The organism is Cryobacterium suzukii, assembly GCF_004403185.1.
GTDB lineage: Bacteria > Actinomycetota > Actinomycetes > Actinomycetales > Microbacteriaceae > Cryobacterium > Cryobacterium suzukii.
This window is the reverse complement of the sequence record NZ_SOHJ01000002.1, coordinates 52,307-67,969: the sequence shown is the minus strand read 5'-3', so window position 1 is coordinate 67,969 and position 15,663 is coordinate 52,307. Positions and strand designations below refer to the sequence as shown.

13 protein-coding genes and 1 pseudogene are annotated in these 15,663 nt (G+C 59.0%); 5 read left to right on the top strand and 9 right to left on the bottom strand.

Going from position 1 to position 15,663, the window contains the following annotated elements:
* Positions 1 to 7: 7 nt before the first annotated feature.
* Positions 8 to 574: pseudogene (locus E3T39_RS01030) on the top strand (hypothetical protein).
* A 55-nt stretch (positions 575 to 629) separates the two neighbouring features.
* Here the strand turns inward: E3T39_RS01030 and E3T39_RS01025 are convergent.
* The 8 genes from E3T39_RS01025 to E3T39_RS00990 form a co-directional block, all read right to left on the bottom strand.
* Complete coding sequence (locus tag E3T39_RS01025; RefSeq protein ID WP_134512918.1) at positions 630 to 1,322, bottom strand: DUF6994 family protein; 693 nt, start codon at positions 1,320 to 1,322, stop codon at positions 630 to 632.
* Between the two features lie 133 nt (positions 1,323 to 1,455).
* Positions 1,456 to 2,259 carry a GIY-YIG nuclease family protein gene (locus tag E3T39_RS01020; RefSeq protein ID WP_134512917.1) on the bottom strand — a complete coding sequence of 268 codons (804 nt, stop codon included), beginning with the start codon at positions 2,257 to 2,259 and terminating at the stop codon, positions 1,456 to 1,458.
* Between the two features lie 736 nt (positions 2,260 to 2,995).
* A complete protein-coding gene (locus tag E3T39_RS16340) occupies positions 2,996 to 3,478 on the bottom strand; it encodes a tyrosine-type recombinase/integrase (RefSeq protein ID WP_241979438.1) in 483 nt (160 codons plus the stop codon).
* 268 nt (positions 3,479 to 3,746) lie between these two features.
* Positions 3,747 to 4,385, bottom strand: a complete 639-nt coding sequence (locus E3T39_RS16335) for a helix-turn-helix transcriptional regulator (RefSeq protein ID WP_241979437.1) — start codon at positions 4,383 to 4,385, stop codon at positions 3,747 to 3,749.
* 1,065 nt (positions 4,386 to 5,450) lie between these two features.
* Entirely contained in the window at positions 5,451 to 6,494 is a 1,044-nt protein-coding gene (locus E3T39_RS01005; RefSeq protein ID WP_134512916.1) for an alcohol dehydrogenase catalytic domain-containing protein, read from the bottom strand.
* Positions 6,495 to 6,522: 28 nt separating this feature from the next.
* Positions 6,523 to 7,803, bottom strand: a complete 1,281-nt coding sequence (locus E3T39_RS01000) for a four-carbon acid sugar kinase family protein (RefSeq protein WP_134512915.1) — start codon at positions 7,801 to 7,803, stop codon at positions 6,523 to 6,525.
* The gene (locus E3T39_RS00995; protein WP_134512914.1) at positions 7,803 to 9,068 is read right to left on the bottom strand and encodes a RuBisCO large subunit C-terminal-like domain-containing protein; all 1,266 of its coding nucleotides are present in this window, start codon (positions 9,066 to 9,068) and stop codon (positions 7,803 to 7,805) included. The genes E3T39_RS01000 and E3T39_RS00995 overlap by 1 nt, the downstream gene beginning before the upstream one ends.
* Before the next feature lie 22 nt (positions 9,069 to 9,090).
* Positions 9,091 to 10,119, bottom strand: a complete 1,029-nt coding sequence (locus tag E3T39_RS00990) for a 2-keto-3-deoxygluconate permease (protein WP_134512913.1) — start codon at positions 10,117 to 10,119, stop codon at positions 9,091 to 9,093.
* 130 nt (positions 10,120 to 10,249) lie between these two features.
* On the opposite strand from E3T39_RS00990, the gene E3T39_RS00985 reads away from it, so the two are divergent.
* Positions 10,250 to 11,095 (top strand): GntR family transcriptional regulator, encoded by an 846-nt coding sequence (locus E3T39_RS00985; protein ID WP_134512912.1) that lies wholly within the window; start codon positions 10,250 to 10,252, stop codon positions 11,093 to 11,095.
* Positions 11,096 to 11,383: 288 nt separating this feature from the next.
* Here the strand turns inward: E3T39_RS00985 and E3T39_RS00980 are convergent, their stop codons facing one another.
* A complete protein-coding gene (locus tag E3T39_RS00980; RefSeq protein ID WP_134512911.1) occupies positions 11,384 to 12,385 on the bottom strand; it encodes a LacI family DNA-binding transcriptional regulator in 1,002 nt (333 codons plus the stop codon).
* Between the two features lie 223 nt (positions 12,386 to 12,608).
* Between E3T39_RS00980 and E3T39_RS00975 the strand changes: the two genes are divergently transcribed.
* The 3 genes from E3T39_RS00975 (at position 12,609) to E3T39_RS00965 (ending at position 15,639) form a co-directional block, all read left to right on the top strand.
* A complete protein-coding gene (locus tag E3T39_RS00975) occupies positions 12,609 to 13,634 on the top strand; it encodes a zinc-dependent alcohol dehydrogenase (RefSeq protein ID WP_134512910.1) in 1,026 nt (341 codons plus the stop codon).
* Positions 13,635 to 13,765: 131 nt separating this feature from the next.
* Positions 13,766 to 14,380 carry a TRAP transporter small permease gene (locus E3T39_RS00970; protein ID WP_166784001.1) on the top strand — a complete coding sequence of 205 codons (615 nt, stop codon included), beginning with the start codon at positions 13,766 to 13,768 and terminating at the stop codon, positions 14,378 to 14,380.
* Positions 14,380 to 15,639, top strand: a complete 1,260-nt coding sequence (locus E3T39_RS00965) for a TRAP transporter large permease (RefSeq protein WP_134512908.1) — start codon at positions 14,380 to 14,382, stop codon at positions 15,637 to 15,639. Before E3T39_RS00970 ends, E3T39_RS00965 begins: the two co-directional genes overlap by 1 nt.
* Positions 15,640 to 15,663 lie beyond the last annotated feature (24 nt).

Sequence of the window (15,663 nt, the reverse complement as noted above, 5' to 3'; positions counted from 1 at the left end):
AGCAGCTATGACAGAGTCCCTGATCGAGTGGGCGTCCGGCGATCACGACGACCCGTTCGGCGCGAGCTCGTTGGACGACCTGGACGGGCCGCTCACGGCCGAGCCGCCGCATCCGATCAACTGGAACCTCCTCAGCGCCGACAACGCCGAGGCCGAATGGATCGAACTCAACCGCTGAGTGAACTGGCTGCGACGCACCTACGAACTGCCACCATCCGTCGTGCCGCCGTTCGGGCATCGGCACCCCGAACTCGTCTGGGAACTCTCGGCGCTGCACCTGCACTGGCTCGGCGCCTATAACCCTGACCAGCACGGATCCGCACCGCTCGGCTGGCATCGCGATTTCGCGGATGCCCGCCAGCGACTCCGCGACTGGGTCGCGATCTCGGGCACTCGGCTGGAGCGCGACCGATCGACGCGGCAGACGTCATGGCCAGGCGAAGCGCCTGCCGACGCCGTCGAGGACGTGGTCATCGGGGACCGCGACGAGGACTTCCTGCAATTTGTCGCCGACAACGTCGTACGGCGGCGCGAGTCCGAGGCTGCCTTTTACGCTCGCGACGGGACTGCCTGACGAACGCCGAGCAAGTCATTGATCTTGTGCTTACAGGGCCGCACGCCGATCCTCCTCACAGGCATGTGTCAGCGATTCGAGCGTTTCTGGCGCTGACGAAGGCAACGCTATTGGAGCGATACTGCTCATATGCCTTGAAATTCCCAGGGAGAGCAGGCGTTGAGAAGTCGTCGAACGTAGTGAAAAATTCGACGGTCGAACTATCCGGGCTGACGAGGTCTTGAAGCAGGAAGAATTGCACATATCCCGCAAAATCTCTGTAGAGACTGAAGAAGTCCGCGTATCGTGCAAGTGTTTCATCGAGCGGGCTGAGTTCGCCGTGGTAATGGCGCCGGATGCATTCAAGGGTCAAATCAAATCGGTCGCAAATCCGCGGATGCATACCGCGCGCGCCGTTGATCGTCGGCTTCCCCTCTATCCGATTGCCCGGAAAGATTATCGTGCCGCCGATCGTGCGCCCGATTCTATGAAAAGCCGCCCGGTCCACGTCCTCCACCTGAGCCATAATGTCCGCCATCCGAATCCAAGATGCGAACGTGTGAATAATCGTGTCGCTCGCCAGAAAGAATTCTCCGACACCGGAACTATGGTGCAGGTAGGAGCCTTCAGTTGATATGTCCAAAGTAAACAAGGCGCCGCCAGGCAGTTGCCTGCTCCATAGGAGCTGGTGATAACGCCGCAACGTTGGGCTGTGTTGGTCGGGGTCACGTCCGCCGGCATCCGATCGCACGTCGAAGCCAGTGTCGATCTGGCAATGCTGTGTCAGGACGTCGAGCCGAGAGGAGTGGCCCCAGAGCGACGTTGCACGCCCTGTTTTGAGTCCCCGGTTCGCCGTGTGCCGATAATCGCCACGTGATTCACCCCGCTCGAGTCAGAACAGTTCATTTGTCCGTTTGCTTGACGGCGTCGCCTGCCACGAGTTGGGCTGACGCAACATCAGCGTCGACATTCAGTACGTCTTCCTCACCGTCAAGTTGAGCGAGGAGCACTGCCGCGTTTTCCGCAAGTCGCCTGGCAGACTTCCACCTCAAGTCGACCGGGTCTCCGTCAATGCCGAGGATGACATCCGTGGCAATCGAAAAATGAACTTCGCCTCCAACAGAAAGATGACGGACCAATTCCTTGTGAATGCGGCGGCTCGTACGTTGACTTGAACGATCCGACTTCGCGTTTCGGTAGTCTCTACTCCGCCGGGCGAGACTAACGGACTCACCGATGTAGACAGTGCCGCGCCCACTTGAAGCGAGCGGCAAAAACGTGAAGCGGTAAAGCCCCGGCTCCTGGGGAAGAGGTGGAAAGACTGGCCAGCCGTCACCGTCCAAGATAATCCCGCCAGCGTAAAGCCACGTGAAGCTCGTCGTGGCCGAGACCGAACCAGCTTCACTTAGCAGACTGGCATCGAAAGTGCGTGAGCCGCCAGCGGACGATATGGGCAGGATGGCAGAAGCGGATTGCACGGAATCGGTCCGATATCCTAGCCTTCGCAGTTGACGCCGCGCGACTTGAGAAGTGAAATCGCTGTGGGGCAAGCCTGCCGCAATGCCAAAGGCCTGTTTGACGGGCCAGGCCTGTCCATCGATATAAACCGAGTACTCGAAGATGCGATCCGGTGTGTGTCCGCGGAGGCGAGCGCTTACTTCGGGCGCAGTAAGGTCACGCCGAGACCCGTTTACAATAAACTCCACGCGCGCATTCCCCCACTGATAGGTAAGAGTTGAGACTATCCCGCCCGTACGGATTCGACGAACGCGAGAACGCTGCTCAGCGGCAGTTCGTCCGTCGCCCTAGCTGACATCAGAGGGAATCACACACAGCGCTAATCGACCCGGCCATCGGAAGCACCTCATCTATAACTACGTTGTTTCGAGTTAGACGGCAACCCACGATATCGCCGTCTTGGGTGTAAGACGCGCCTCCTGAGAGATGGGGATTTCCAGATATCGGACTTGGCCCGCTATTCAAAACAACTTCGTAGGGCAGAATGACGACTTCTTGGATAATCTGGGACCCATCGCGAACGTAAACAATGTTGGCCGATCCTTCTCCTAGAAACTCATATTTGGTTACGAACGTTACGGGGATAGGGTCCGGCTCCGCGGTGGGTTCTTCAGCCTCCGGTATTGGAGTCGTCGGCGTCGTGGGAACTTCGGTTCTGGTGTCAGACGGCGTCGATGAAACCGGTCTTGGCGCGGCGGTGCCGGCACATCCGGTTAGGAAGAGCGAGGCTGCACAGAAAAGAGCCAGAAATACCGGTCGACGAATGGGTTGCATAGTCTCATGATGCTTCGTTCGCGTCTCCTGAAGCAAAAGCACCGGCACAAAGCGTTGCACCCTTTCCTCACTTGGGTGGCGCCAACCGCCGCCGCAACGCTGCTGGCCAACGAACTCGGCATACGGGCTGCCGCCGACATTGATCCCGATTTAGCCGCCGAGCACTTCATCGAGGATCTCGGCGGTCACCGGGTCGACCATGTAGGCGGTGACCACGTAGCTGTTTCGCGTGGTCTGCTCGTTGGCGTGGCCGAGCAGACGCGAGGCCAGCGTGATTCCGGCCGCACGCTCGATCAGCGTGGCGGCCGTGCGCCGATAGATGTGCGTCGTGTATTCATCGACGTCGACGCCCAGGTCAACAAGGTTGGCGCGCTCGTCCTCCACGAATGCGCGCAGTAGCCGCTCATAGTTGCTAACGCTCAACGAGCGGCCGGGCTTGGTGGGGAACAAGAACGCCTCCGGATCCGCCTCCGCAAGCACCAGACGGCGGCGCACCGCTGCCGCGGCCATCGACGGAAGTGCAGTGCTCCGCCGTCGGCGCGATCGCTTGGGAGAATTCTTCCGGTGCGTTCCTCCTGCCTTGGTGCTGACGATCGTTCCATTCACGATGAGGGTCGGCGGCAACGTTGTCATATCCACGTCACAGCGGCGCAGGCCGAGGCACTCGCCGATGCGCAGAGGGGGCCTATCATGACGTCCATTCCGTCAATCAGCGCTCGATAGTTGGGCCGCGGGCCGTCGTCGCGTGTGAGCCGCCATACCTGCGTGTGCGCGCGGATGCTAGTGATCTGCGTCGGGGTGAGCGCGGATTCCTTGCGCGGTGACATCGGCAGGTGTTGAACGTCCCACACGGGGTTCTGGGGCATGGCGTCGTCGCGCACGGCGTAGTTACAGAGCAGGCTCAAGACTGCGCGAGCTCGCCGCGCTTTGAGATGGTCTCCTCCTCCAAAATGCGCTGCAGGATGCGGTCGCAGCGACCGACGGTCAGGTGGTCAAGCCGCACTCCCCCGCACCGCGGCACGATGATCACGCGGGCAGTCGTCTCGTAGGATTCGCAGGTCGAGTACGACAAGCTGCCAGCCTCGGCACGGGTGAGAACCTGCGACAACCAGAGCTCGACCGTGTCGGCGATGGTGCTCGACGGCGAGAGCGCTCCGGAACCACCCGTGGCCATCGCCCTCGCTTGTCGATAGATCTCGGCGATAGCTTCATCGCGCGTATCGGCCGTCACGGCGTGGCGGTGCCGTGCCCCGCTATCGTCACGGCTGGTGCCGCGGGCGCGGTATCGGCCGCTCGCCAACTGTTGCACGTCGATTGAGGCCACTTCGCCAGCCATGATCTGTGGCCTAACCATGGCGGTGTTCGTGAACCCAAGTGAGCACGTCCTGCACGACGTAACGCACGAACGGCCGAGCTTGAGATAGGGCGGTCCGGTCTGCATCAGGCGCCAGTTCTCGAGCGTGCGCTCGGGCATTCGGAGCAGCTCGGCGAGTTCGCGCTGGGTGAGAAACGTGGGAGTGATTTGCGTCGTCGTGTCCATGCACACTAGGTGCGGCAGAGAGTTCGTGAGTAGCCCGACCGGGCCGGGACAAGCCCGTATTGGGCAGGGCACAACGACGTCCAAACAACCACCGACGGGGCTTTTGGTGTCGTTTACGGAAATTCGGCCTGTTTTAGGCCTGTCGGTCGGGATGGGCGATAAGTGATTTCGCCGCGGAATCCTTCGCCTGTTAGTGCTGGGGTACCTGGACTCGAATCAAGAACAAATGATAGCCGTCTTAGCTTTGTCGCCAACCCGCAGTAGGGGCAGACTCCCGCGGAATTCCGCGGTTCTCATGGATTTTAGGGTACGCATTGTACGGAGAAATACAGCCTGAATCTGGTTAGATTTTGGGGTTTATGGTGCGTTTCTGGTCACGTATTCCCAGCATCGCAAGTACTCCCGCCCCGGGGGGAGTAGCAATGCGGCGGTAGCTCCGTCCGCCCAAAGAACGATCCGGAGTCCCCGGCGGCCCAACGGAGTATACGCCGCGCTTTCCGTACACTGCTAGCTTGTCGTTCTTTGGGGATGGTGATAGTGGGGACGCGACATAGGGCAGGGTCCGAGAGACTGGAAACCGCCGGGGTACCGGGATGGCCAGCGTCAGTACACGATCTCCCCGTGCGTATGCCACCACAAAGCCAAACGCTCGGTCGAGCAACGTGATCGGCCTGCTAGCAGTCGAGTCCTGCAACGTCAGATTCGCCTGGCGGCTGCTTCGTGTCCACTGCCGTTCGTCGATCGTGCCCACTTCGCCGGCGGTGATCTAAGGCTTAGCCATGCCGGTGCTCCTGAACCCACGCGAGCACGTCTTGAACGTCAAACCGCACGTGCCGGACGAGGTTCATATACGGCAGCCCCGTCTGCGTCAGGCAATAGTTCGACTTCAAAGCGAAAAGTGGCTGAAGTTGTCCTCCCGACGTGGCATTCTGATCGCGCCTCTCGATGCTGCTGAGCTCCGAGAGGTCTACGAGGTTCTCATTGGGTTGGAAGGTCTCCTCTTGCACGATAGGCGATGATGCCGAAGCCGCGACGGTCCCGAAGCTTCTCGCCGCACACTTAAGTTCAGGTAAGCGATGGTACGAGCAGAACTTTTCCGGCTTCACCCGTAAGTAGATGGACGGCCTCTTCAGCTTGCTCGAGTGGAAGGCGATGTGTGACGAGGGAATCTAATTCGAGTCGTCCTGATTCAACAAGGAGTAACAGCTGTTCCCAGGAGTCCCAGAGTCGCCGGCCAAAGATGCCCCGGAGGGTGATGCCCTTCTTATTGATCTGGCCGGCGATGTCTACCTGCGCGTGCTCGCTGGGGTGTCCGATCGTGACGAGGGTTCCCTCAGGACGTAGAGCATCGAACATCGGCGCTAAGACTCCGCGCACGCCCGACACCTCGAACGCAACATCGAATCCTCCGCGTCGCCCGCCGATGTCCCGACACATTTCTACAACGTGTTCTCCCGGATGCGTCACCCGCGCTCCAATGCGCTTTGCTTGTTCCTGCCGGAACGGGTTGGGCTCGACCGCGATAACGTTTGCGGCACCCATGGCCAGAGCGATCTTGGCGATAACGAGCCCCACGGGTCCGCAGCCATTAATTAGAACGTTTTGGCCCGCTACGGCGTATCCGGAGCGCTGCACCGCATGCATGGCGACTCCGGCGCTTTCTAAGAGAGCTCCGGTCTCAAGCGAAACCGACTCGGGAAGCGGAACACAGATACCTTCGGGTACGGCGACCCGTTCGGCGAAGACCCCGTCGATGTGCATGCCAAGTATGCGTGTGCGCTCGCACATATGCGCAGTTCCCGTGCGGCATGGGTAGCACCGCCCACATACGATGTGACTCTCAAGGGCGACCCGGTCGCCGACCGCAAGGGACCGAACGTTTTCTCCTACGGAGAGGACTGTGCCCGAACCCTCGTGGCCGAGCACGACCGGAACCTTGGCGTTGAACGCCTGTGCGGACGGAGTCCACTCGTAGAGTTCTCGGTCAGTACCACAAAGCGAGGCGGCAGCGACGTCGATGAGTACATCATGGGGGCCCACAGTCGGTTCCGGGAGATCCTTATAGATCTCGAATCCACGCTGGGCGGCGGTCTTCACTACTGCTCTCATTGTTTCCTTCTTCCTAAATCACGGTGCTTCAGCGCTGTCCTGCGAAGCGTTGGAACGTGTTGATCGGTCCAACCTGCCCGCCCTTGAGAAGGAGCCGGCATCCGGCGAGATCCGATGCAGAATCGGTGCTGCAGATAGGGCCCGCGGTGACGAATTGCTCGTGCACGCGAAGTTCAGTGACGTTCATTGCGAGAAGTGCGTGACTAGACGTGTCGCCGCCGCAAACAACGACGTCCTGGGTCAAGCCCTGCCTCGTCATCAAACCAGCGAGCCTCCCAACGGTCCTTCCAATTTGGGCGGTGCTGGCGCTGCTACGACCAAAGCGTGGATCATCACTTCCCCGCAACGTGTGAGCAACCACGTCCTTTCCATCGCGCAGAGCGCGCTCGACGCACTCGACCCATGCTCCTCTAGGCTCCCCCTGAGTTAGTGCCTCTACGGGAATTGGAACGTCGACCCAGCCGCCTTCCAGAGCGTGCTCGATTTGCTGAGCTGTCGTTGACGAGGCCGACGCACTCGCTACGAGCGTAGGCCCAGACGCCGCGGTGAAAGACGGAGCGAAGCGATGCTGGCGAGACTTCATTCGAGCTAGTGCCGCCATGATGCCACCCGAGCCCACGACGACCGACGGGGCAACATGCTGCTCGAGCAGGACGGCGGCGACAGAATCAAGGTGCGCCGGGTCTACTGCGTCGACGACAAAAGCGGGGATGTCTGCTCGGCTCCGCAGTCGCGCCCACTCCGCGTCGAACAACCCGGCAGCATAGGCGGAGAGATGCAATCCGGGTGGGGGCATGCCATCAGACAACTGTGCTGCGAGCACCAGCCGAAGGTCTCCCTCTGACATCGGAGTCGAGGGGTGGCGCGACATGATTGGATGCCGGTCGAGCCGATAGACCTCTCCCTGGTAGACGCCGAAGTGTTGGCTGAAGGCGGTGTAGCGACCAAATTCTGGCTGTGCAGGGACGACGGGGATGGGTCCATGCTCGGGCAAGATCTCGTGAATTAGGTCGAGAGCACGACCAATGCTGCCGATGGTGGGCGAGGAATCGAACGTCGAGCACACTTTGTAGAGCAACACCTCGAGGTCCGCCGCCGCGAGCCGGGTAATCCCGGACCTCACGGCGTAGTCGAATTCTTCACCCGCAAGGGAGCGCGTGGGTCCCGCGATTCCAACAACATCGCCGCCCAAAGGAAGATCACGAGAGGCGTCAAGGATAAGTGTGCCGTCTAGGCCGAAGGCATGGGCTTGGGCGAGAACATCGGCGGCACCGGTGAGATCGTCAGCTAGGAAGCCGATGCGCGTCATCAGTTCTTGACCTCGAACGCGCGGACCGCGTGCTCAAGAGCCCTGTCACCGCGTGCTGCGCTCTCACGTGCCGAATCTCTTATGGGAAAATTGGCGACAGCCGCAGCCCAAGACTGTCGTAGGCTTCGAACCCCGGCGCCCGGGCCATCCGGGTGTGCTGCGATGCCGCCTCCGGCGAGCATCAGCAAGTCGGTGGTGGGCAGCGCCTTCCACGTCAGCTCGGGAGTAAAGACGTTTTGACCGGACGACAGAGCGGGTGCGGGGAGCAGGGTATTCCCGAGTGGAGTTAGGAGGCTGCGGATGTTTGACGTTACCTCGTCATCACGCTCATAAAATTTGCTGCCAAGCCCGCTTACGTGCACATGATCTGCACCGGCAAGGCGAGCAAGTTGCTGCCACACTCCGTATGCGATCCCGAGCCCGGGGTGACGCATTGAGGCGGCCAAACCCCCGCGGTGACCATGAATGGGAACTTGAGCGAAGCCGCGTAAGTATTCGAGCGCAGGCAATCCCATAACGGGGATAGTGAGCATCACACATCGCCCACCGGCTTCTACCACCAGGTTGTGTCGGCGTTCCAATCCTGCGATGTCGCCCGTGATGTTGAAAGCGTACATTGTGGGGTGCCCTGTGATCTGTTCTGCGGCCAGGATTTCCTCAGTTGCTATTCGCACCCGCGTCTCTAGCGGCAGGTAAGCCGGGTCTGTCATCAGCTCGTCGTCTTTAATAAAGTCGATCGAGGCGCGTGCCAAATCCCGGACCACGCTTCGGAACTCATTTTCGTCCAGACCCACATTAGGCTTGACGATGGTTCCCACTAACACGTCCTGCGCACCACCGAGAAGTTCACGTGTTCCCACCATGCCAAATGCGGGCCCGGCATGGGCAGCGATGTACTCTTCTGGCAGCGTAAGAGATTCCAATCTGCACGCAAACAGGTGGCTGAGCTCGAATAGATTTCCGGCCACGGACGTCAGCGTCGTCGCGAGATCAGGTCCCATATTCTCCATCGGGAATTCAATGGTTACCTCAGCGCGCGTGATCCGCTCCGGTCGGGACCGAGACGGCAGCGAAGGAGCCCCCTCGCCTAGGCGTTTAACGTGCAAAACTTCAGCCCCGTGCCGCTCCCGGATTCGGTCAGACTCTTGCGGGACGGAAATAAAAGTACCGCTGGACTGTTCTCCAGCTAACTGCGCAGCGGCCTGCTCAGGATCAATGTCAGATTCGATGTAGTAAGTAGCGGTTATTCGACGGCTGTCACGCATAAGTATTCTCCGAAGTAGTGGATCAGTCGGACACAGTCGCCGTTTTAAGGGCTTCTGTGGCAGGCACATTGCCTCTTAAGCTACCCGCTGATTTGAGGACGAAAGCCGCAACCAGCGGGGCGAGGAGCGCGGTGACGAGGACGGCACTGGCAGCTTGGGCTGTGGCAGCAGCGACGAAGGGCGCAAAGCTTGGGTCTGCAGCCGCGACGACGACCGGAACAGCCACCGCGTTTCCAGCAGTCGTGCCCGCAGCAAACCCAATTCCGCTCTCCCCGCCCCGGCGAAGCAAGAATCGGTAACCCAGATAAGTTAATCCACCGGTGAGCCCGACGACACCGATGCCAAGAAGGATTCCCATGAGTCCGCCCGTGACGATAGCCCCAAGGCTGATTCCCGTTCCTACACAAAACGACATGAACGGGATAACTACAGGAGGAACGCTGCGCAGGACCGTTGTCCATTCGCGGTCGACGGCACCAATGATGAGTCCGATCACAAACGGCACAATAGCCGCAACGAGAGCGAGGATCGGAATGTCTCCGAGCCCGGATGCACCGAGGAAGATCAACGCTAGGAATGGCCCGTCGTCGAACGCGCTGGCGACATAGGCACCCTGATCACGCTCATCGCCGTACTGTCCAGCAAAGGCGAGCCAAAGAGCTCCATTGCTATTACCGAAAATAGTAATCAGAGCCAGAATTGACACCCCAAAAATACCCTCAACTCCGACAGTGAGACCGAGAACGACCGCGAGAGTGATCGGGACGAGAGTCTTGGCTAGAAGTACGACCAGTGTGGTGCTCGCTGCTGCCTTCCCACTACGGCTCCCGGTGATCTGCGCGCCAGTAGCGACGATCAGCACCGCGATGAGCGTTAGCGTGCCGTCTCGAAAAAGTGCCGTTGTAAACCCGCCGATGCCAATTGCGTCAGGGAAGAAGTTGCCCGCCAATACACCGAGCCCAAGAGGAAAGAGCATTAATCCGCCGGGAACGCGGCCCATGAATCTAAACATGGGAAATCGGGACCGGGCGGCACTGGAAAACTGCGTCATTGCATCTCCACTTTCTGAATACAGCTTTGTCCGTATGATTGGTACGTACCATTATGAGTCTGTCGTGACTTCGCGTCAACTGCCGCAGTCGACCAAACTGTAGATACTGCACTGTCAAGAGGAAGAGCTGATGACGGTAGATCGCTTCAAGCCCAACGTTCTCGTTAGCACTAATGGCGTCGACCGCTCACTTACGCGGCCTCTTTACGTTCAGATCTTCGACGACCTTCGCCAACAGATCGAAAGCCGGCACCTACCTGCGGGAGCCGCACTACCGACCGAAAAGCAGCTACAGCTTGCCTACGGAGTCGCACGTAGCGTCATTCGGCAGGCGCTCGATGAGTTGGCGTCCCTCGGTCTGATCCAGCGGCAACAAGGTCGAGGGACCACCGTTGCGCCGCCTCACCAGCGTCGGTTCGCCCACCAAGCGGGGGGGCTGCGCCAGCAGGTTGCCCAATCGGGTAGCGACCTCAGCACAGAGGTGCTCTCCCTTTCGCGCTTGGCTCCGCCGGTTGAAGCGGCCGCGCAGCTCGGGACGCATCAAACCTGGCGACTCGTCCGATTGCGACGAGTCGATGGTCAGCCCGTTGTCTATATGGAGACATGGCTGCCCGAAAAGCTATTCCCTACTCTCACCGCAGAAGAACTGAGTGGAAAATCATTGCACGACTGGATTCGCTCGCAAGGTTTCGTGCCTGAAGGGGGCATGCGTCATCTGCAATCAGTGCCTGCCCGCGACACCGTCGCAATCCAGCTAGAGATTGCCCCCGGAAGGCCCGTTACGCTTATGGAAGGAGTAACCCGAGACGTGAACTCTCAGGGACTCGAATGGTTTAGGGCTTGGCACCATCCCAGCACCGTCTTCGACGTGGACGCTCGAGTCTCCCCACCCAACCCCGCAAGCACAAACGCAGACCGGGCCAAGATTCAAGAACTTCTTCGCGAGTTGCAATCCGTTATGGATCAGTCGGAGTAACAGTGCACGGCGTGCGCCCGTAGAGGGCGGTACTTTGCGCAGTGCGAGTGAGAGTGCTGATTCTACGTCGCCGAAGTCGCTCCATCTTCCGAGCTCACGGAGCCTCGCACGAGCACGCCCTTTGGCTCCGGGAATAGTCGTTGCCTGGCTCAATTCAGGCCCGCGATAGGGGTATTGATCGGTCACCGGCCACGCAAATGCAATTGAGCCTGGATAGAATTCGCCAACCCGGCATCCGACGTCCAATCACACATCCAGCACTCCTGCTCATGTGCGCCACCCGGCGGTCTACGGTGAGGGAACGCGTGCGGTCGAACCGCGAATGACCAGGTCAGTATCGAGTTGGACATCAAGAAAGGGCGAGGCGTCTCCGTTAATACGCGCCTGTAAGAGTTTGAGCCCCACTCGCGCCATCTCTTCTACGGGCTGTCGAATGGTTGTCAGGTCGAAGACTTCCCAACCAGACATCGGCAGTCCGTCCACGCCGATGACCCAGACATCCTCGGGTACGCGCAGTCCTAAAGTTCGAATCGCACTGATGGCCCCGTAGCCGAGAATGTCATTGCTACAGAAGACGGCACGGGGTAGCTGATCACCAGCAAAGACGTCCGAAACCGCTTTAAAGCCCGATTCAAAAGTCGGCTGCCCCCGGCTGATCCATTTGCGCCCAACCTCCACCCTTCCGGTGGCCCACAGCTCATCGAGAAAACCTGTTTCGCGCTCGGCAACGGCACGCATGTGATTCGGTCCCAAAATCATGCCGATATCCGTGATCCCCGCAGCGAGTAAGTACCGAGCAGCGAGCCTTCCAATTTGCAAGTTGTTTGAGGTGACCTGATCGCAGACTGGGTGGACCAGACCGCGGTTTACCAGGACTGTGGGAACCCGTTGCGCCGCAAGCTGCGCGATCGCAGTTGTTTCAAGCGTCGCCGAAGTGAAGAGAACTCCGTCGACCATTCCGGATCGAATCCCAGCCAGGGCAGCCGGGGTTGTCGGATCGTGCTCGTTCCACAACACGATATTCAACGTGGAAGCGCTCGCCGCCACGTAGATAGCCTCAAGCAACTCTGGAAAGTACGGGTTGGTGATATCGGACGCGACAACCCCGATCGTGCCGGTCTTATTGGTTCGCATCGCTCGCGCGTGAGCATTCGGTGCGTAATTTTCGAGCGCGATTAGAACGCGGTCTCGGGTCTCCGGTCGAACATTGGTGGCCCCGTTGAGGACCCTCGACACGGTCGACTGTGAAACGCCAGCAATCCGCGCAACGTCGTGACTATTGACGGCCAAGGCAACCCCTCTTCATGACAGTCAATGCGACGAAACCGGATTCGTGCGCGCCAGAACGGCTAGACAGCACTGCCAGACTTATGACTACGTAGTCTAGCCCAACGTTCAGAAACCAAAGTCCCAATGAAAACAAGCATTATCAACTATTTGCTTAATGATTACGTAGTCATTATGCTCATGACGAAGTCCTGACAGGGGCACGAAACTATCGAAGGAGATAGCAATGAGGGCCATAGAATTTACTCGAGAGCGCGCAGCGCGCGTTGTCGATATGGAGATTCCGGTCCCTGGGCAGGGCGAAGTTCTCGTACGAATAACTTCTGCAGGAATATGTGGCTCCGACCTGACTGCTCTAGGCGGAAAACATCCCTTTCGTGTGCCACCACTTATTTCAGGCCATGAGGGTGGCGGGATTGTCGAGTCCGTGCACGACAGCGTCTCTGCTGACTGGGTTGGCGCTCGCGTTGCCGTCGAACCCCAGCAGGCCTGCCGCACCTGCACGTCCTGTAAATTAGGAATCTACAATCTCTGCCGCAACCGTCTCATGCTCGGAATGCAGAACTGGCCCGGCACTCTCGCGGAGTACATCGTTGCTCCGGAAGAATGCCTCCACCGGGTCTCAAACACAGTGCCCATTGAGCTCCTGGCGCTGGCCGAGCCGTTAGCTGTCGCTCACCACGCCGTGTGCAAAGTACCCTCAGTCACCGGGAAACGCGTCGCCGTGTTGGGTGGAGGTGCCATTGGTGGCCTGATCGTTCACTTTCTTGCCGAGCGACGCGCCGAATCCATCGTTGTGACAGACGTTCGACCGCACAATCGTCAGTTGGGTTTAGAGCTGGGCGCAACGGCGGCAGTAGACCCGTTGACGTCTGGTTGGAAGGACGCCGCAGCTGGCTACGCCGCAGCTGGCGAGTTCGATATAGTCTTCGTCGCCGCAGCCGTGCCGCATATTGTGGACGATGCGATAGAGCTCTTAGCACCGCAGGGCATCGTCGTTCAAGTTGGCCTCTTTTCACGCTCGATTGATTTCGATATTGCCGCTATGCAGCAATACGAGAAGCTGATCGTTGGCTCAAACATCTACACCGCATTTGACTTTGTGGCCGCGGTCGAAACGCTCGAGAACAACGTAGAGAAACTGCAACGGCTCGTAACCTCTCAAACGAGCCTCGAAGCGGCTGCGGACTTCCTCACGAATAAAGCCCTCGGGAGGGTGGACGAAATCGTCAAGATGATCGTCGTGCCATAAGTGCAAGTCCGGACTGTGCTCTAGAACGCTGTCAGCGGCCCAAAACCCTGCGACCGGCTTGGCGGCAGACCATGGATCAACCTCCAACACAAGATCTACCCAGACAGCACGAACCATCAAAGGAGATTGGTGTGCCACACGAAACCAGCAACCCTAATTTCGGCAAATCGGGACCAAGTCTCATGGGCGCCCTCGACACCGCGCTGTGTTGGCTCGTCGGTATTGGCTTAATGTCAATGACCGCGATCCTGATGATTCAAGTGCTGGCGAGATACATTATCAATAGTCCGACAGTGTGGTCCGAAGAACTCGCCGTCAGCCTCTTTGTCTGGGTCGCAATGTTGGCAATACCTCTTGGCCTTCGCCGTGGGGAACACCTGACGCTCGACCTACTCACTCACCACATCCCACCCCTCGCGAACAAGGTGCTCGCCGTGGTTATCGCGACGCTGTCTGTCCTTACGTTTGTTCTCATCGGCTACTTCGCCTTCAAGCTCCTTCAGTCAGCCGATCGGCAACTTCTCGCTGGCATCGCCGGGGGCCTAGCCATTCAGGCGAAAGTCTCGTGGGTCTATTTGGCCATCCCCGTGGGCAGCGCACTGGCCGTAGTCTTCACGATCGAACGTCTCGTGCTTCTCTTACGCGGGAAGGTTCGTTTTTTAAACGTCGACGCTGATCAGGCGCTTGTCGACGGCGCCGGCCGCGACCTCGACACCCCTGCCTCAGAGAATGCAAGGGACAAATAATGGGCTACGCACTAGGAATCGGATTCGCTGTCCTAGTCATAATCGGACTACCGATCGGCCTCTCCCTCGGCCTCGGATCACTGATCGGCTTGCATTTCTTCAGCGATCTGCCCTTGGAAATCGCGGCACAACGCTTGGCAGCCGGACTTAGAAACTTTCCTCTGCTGGCCATACCCCTGTATATCCTCGCTGGCTCTCTCATGAATGCGAGCGGAATTACCCAGCGCCTGGTGGCATTTGCCTACGCTAGCGTCGGTAACATTCGCGGTGGCTTAGCCCAGGTAACGATCGTGACCACCGCAATTTTCGGCGGTATCTCTGGTTCGCAGGTCGCCGACACGTCGAGCGTCGGGCGTCTCATGATCCCTCAGATGATTGCTCGCGGGTACAAACCCCGATATGCCGTTGCAGTCATGGCAACGGCGGGCGCTATGTTCGTGACAATTCCGCCGAGCATCAATCTCATCGTGTATGGAGTGCTTGCTGAAGTGTCGATATCAGACCTCTTCTTCTACGGGCTGATTATTGGGGTCGCGTTCGTGCTCATGATGCTCATCATGGCGTTCATTGGTGCGATTGTCAGCAATCAGCCGAAAGAGCGTCGACTCTCAATCCGCGAGATATTCGTAGCCTTCCGGCGCGCAACGTGGTCCTTATTGATTCCCGTCGTCATCATTGGCGGAATCCGTATCGGTGCGTTCACCCCAACCGAGGGGGGTGCCGTCGCCGTGTCGCTGGCGCTGATCATCGGATTCTTCGTCCATCGCGAACTGACAATCAAGAAGCTCGTTCAATCGATCATCGATTCCGGAATCCTCGTCGGCGTCATCATGCTCGTGATCGCTGCGGCTCAGATGTACTCGTGGGCGCTCATCATCGGGCAAATTCCACAGAGCATCACCCGCTGGTTGCTCAGCATCACCGATGACCGCCTAGTTATCCTGCTTCTGATCAATGTGCTCATTCTTCTGGTCGGAACAGTGATGGAGGGAAACTCTGCACTCATCGTGTTCGTTCCCATTCTGCTTCCAGTCGCGCTGGCTGTCGGCATCGATCCGGTGCATTTAGGGCTGCTCCTTGTTGTCAATCTCGGTATCGGCCTGCTGACGCCGCCGGTCGGAATGTGTCTACTGATCTCGTGCAAAATCGGCAATATCAGCATCTCGCAAGCTGTCCCAGGCATGATGCCGTGGTTTCTCGCGTGCCTAGCGTTCCTGGCCGCTGTCACCTACCTGCCCGTGCTGCTCGGATGGGTCTGATCACGCGGGCTCAGCGACGGCGCT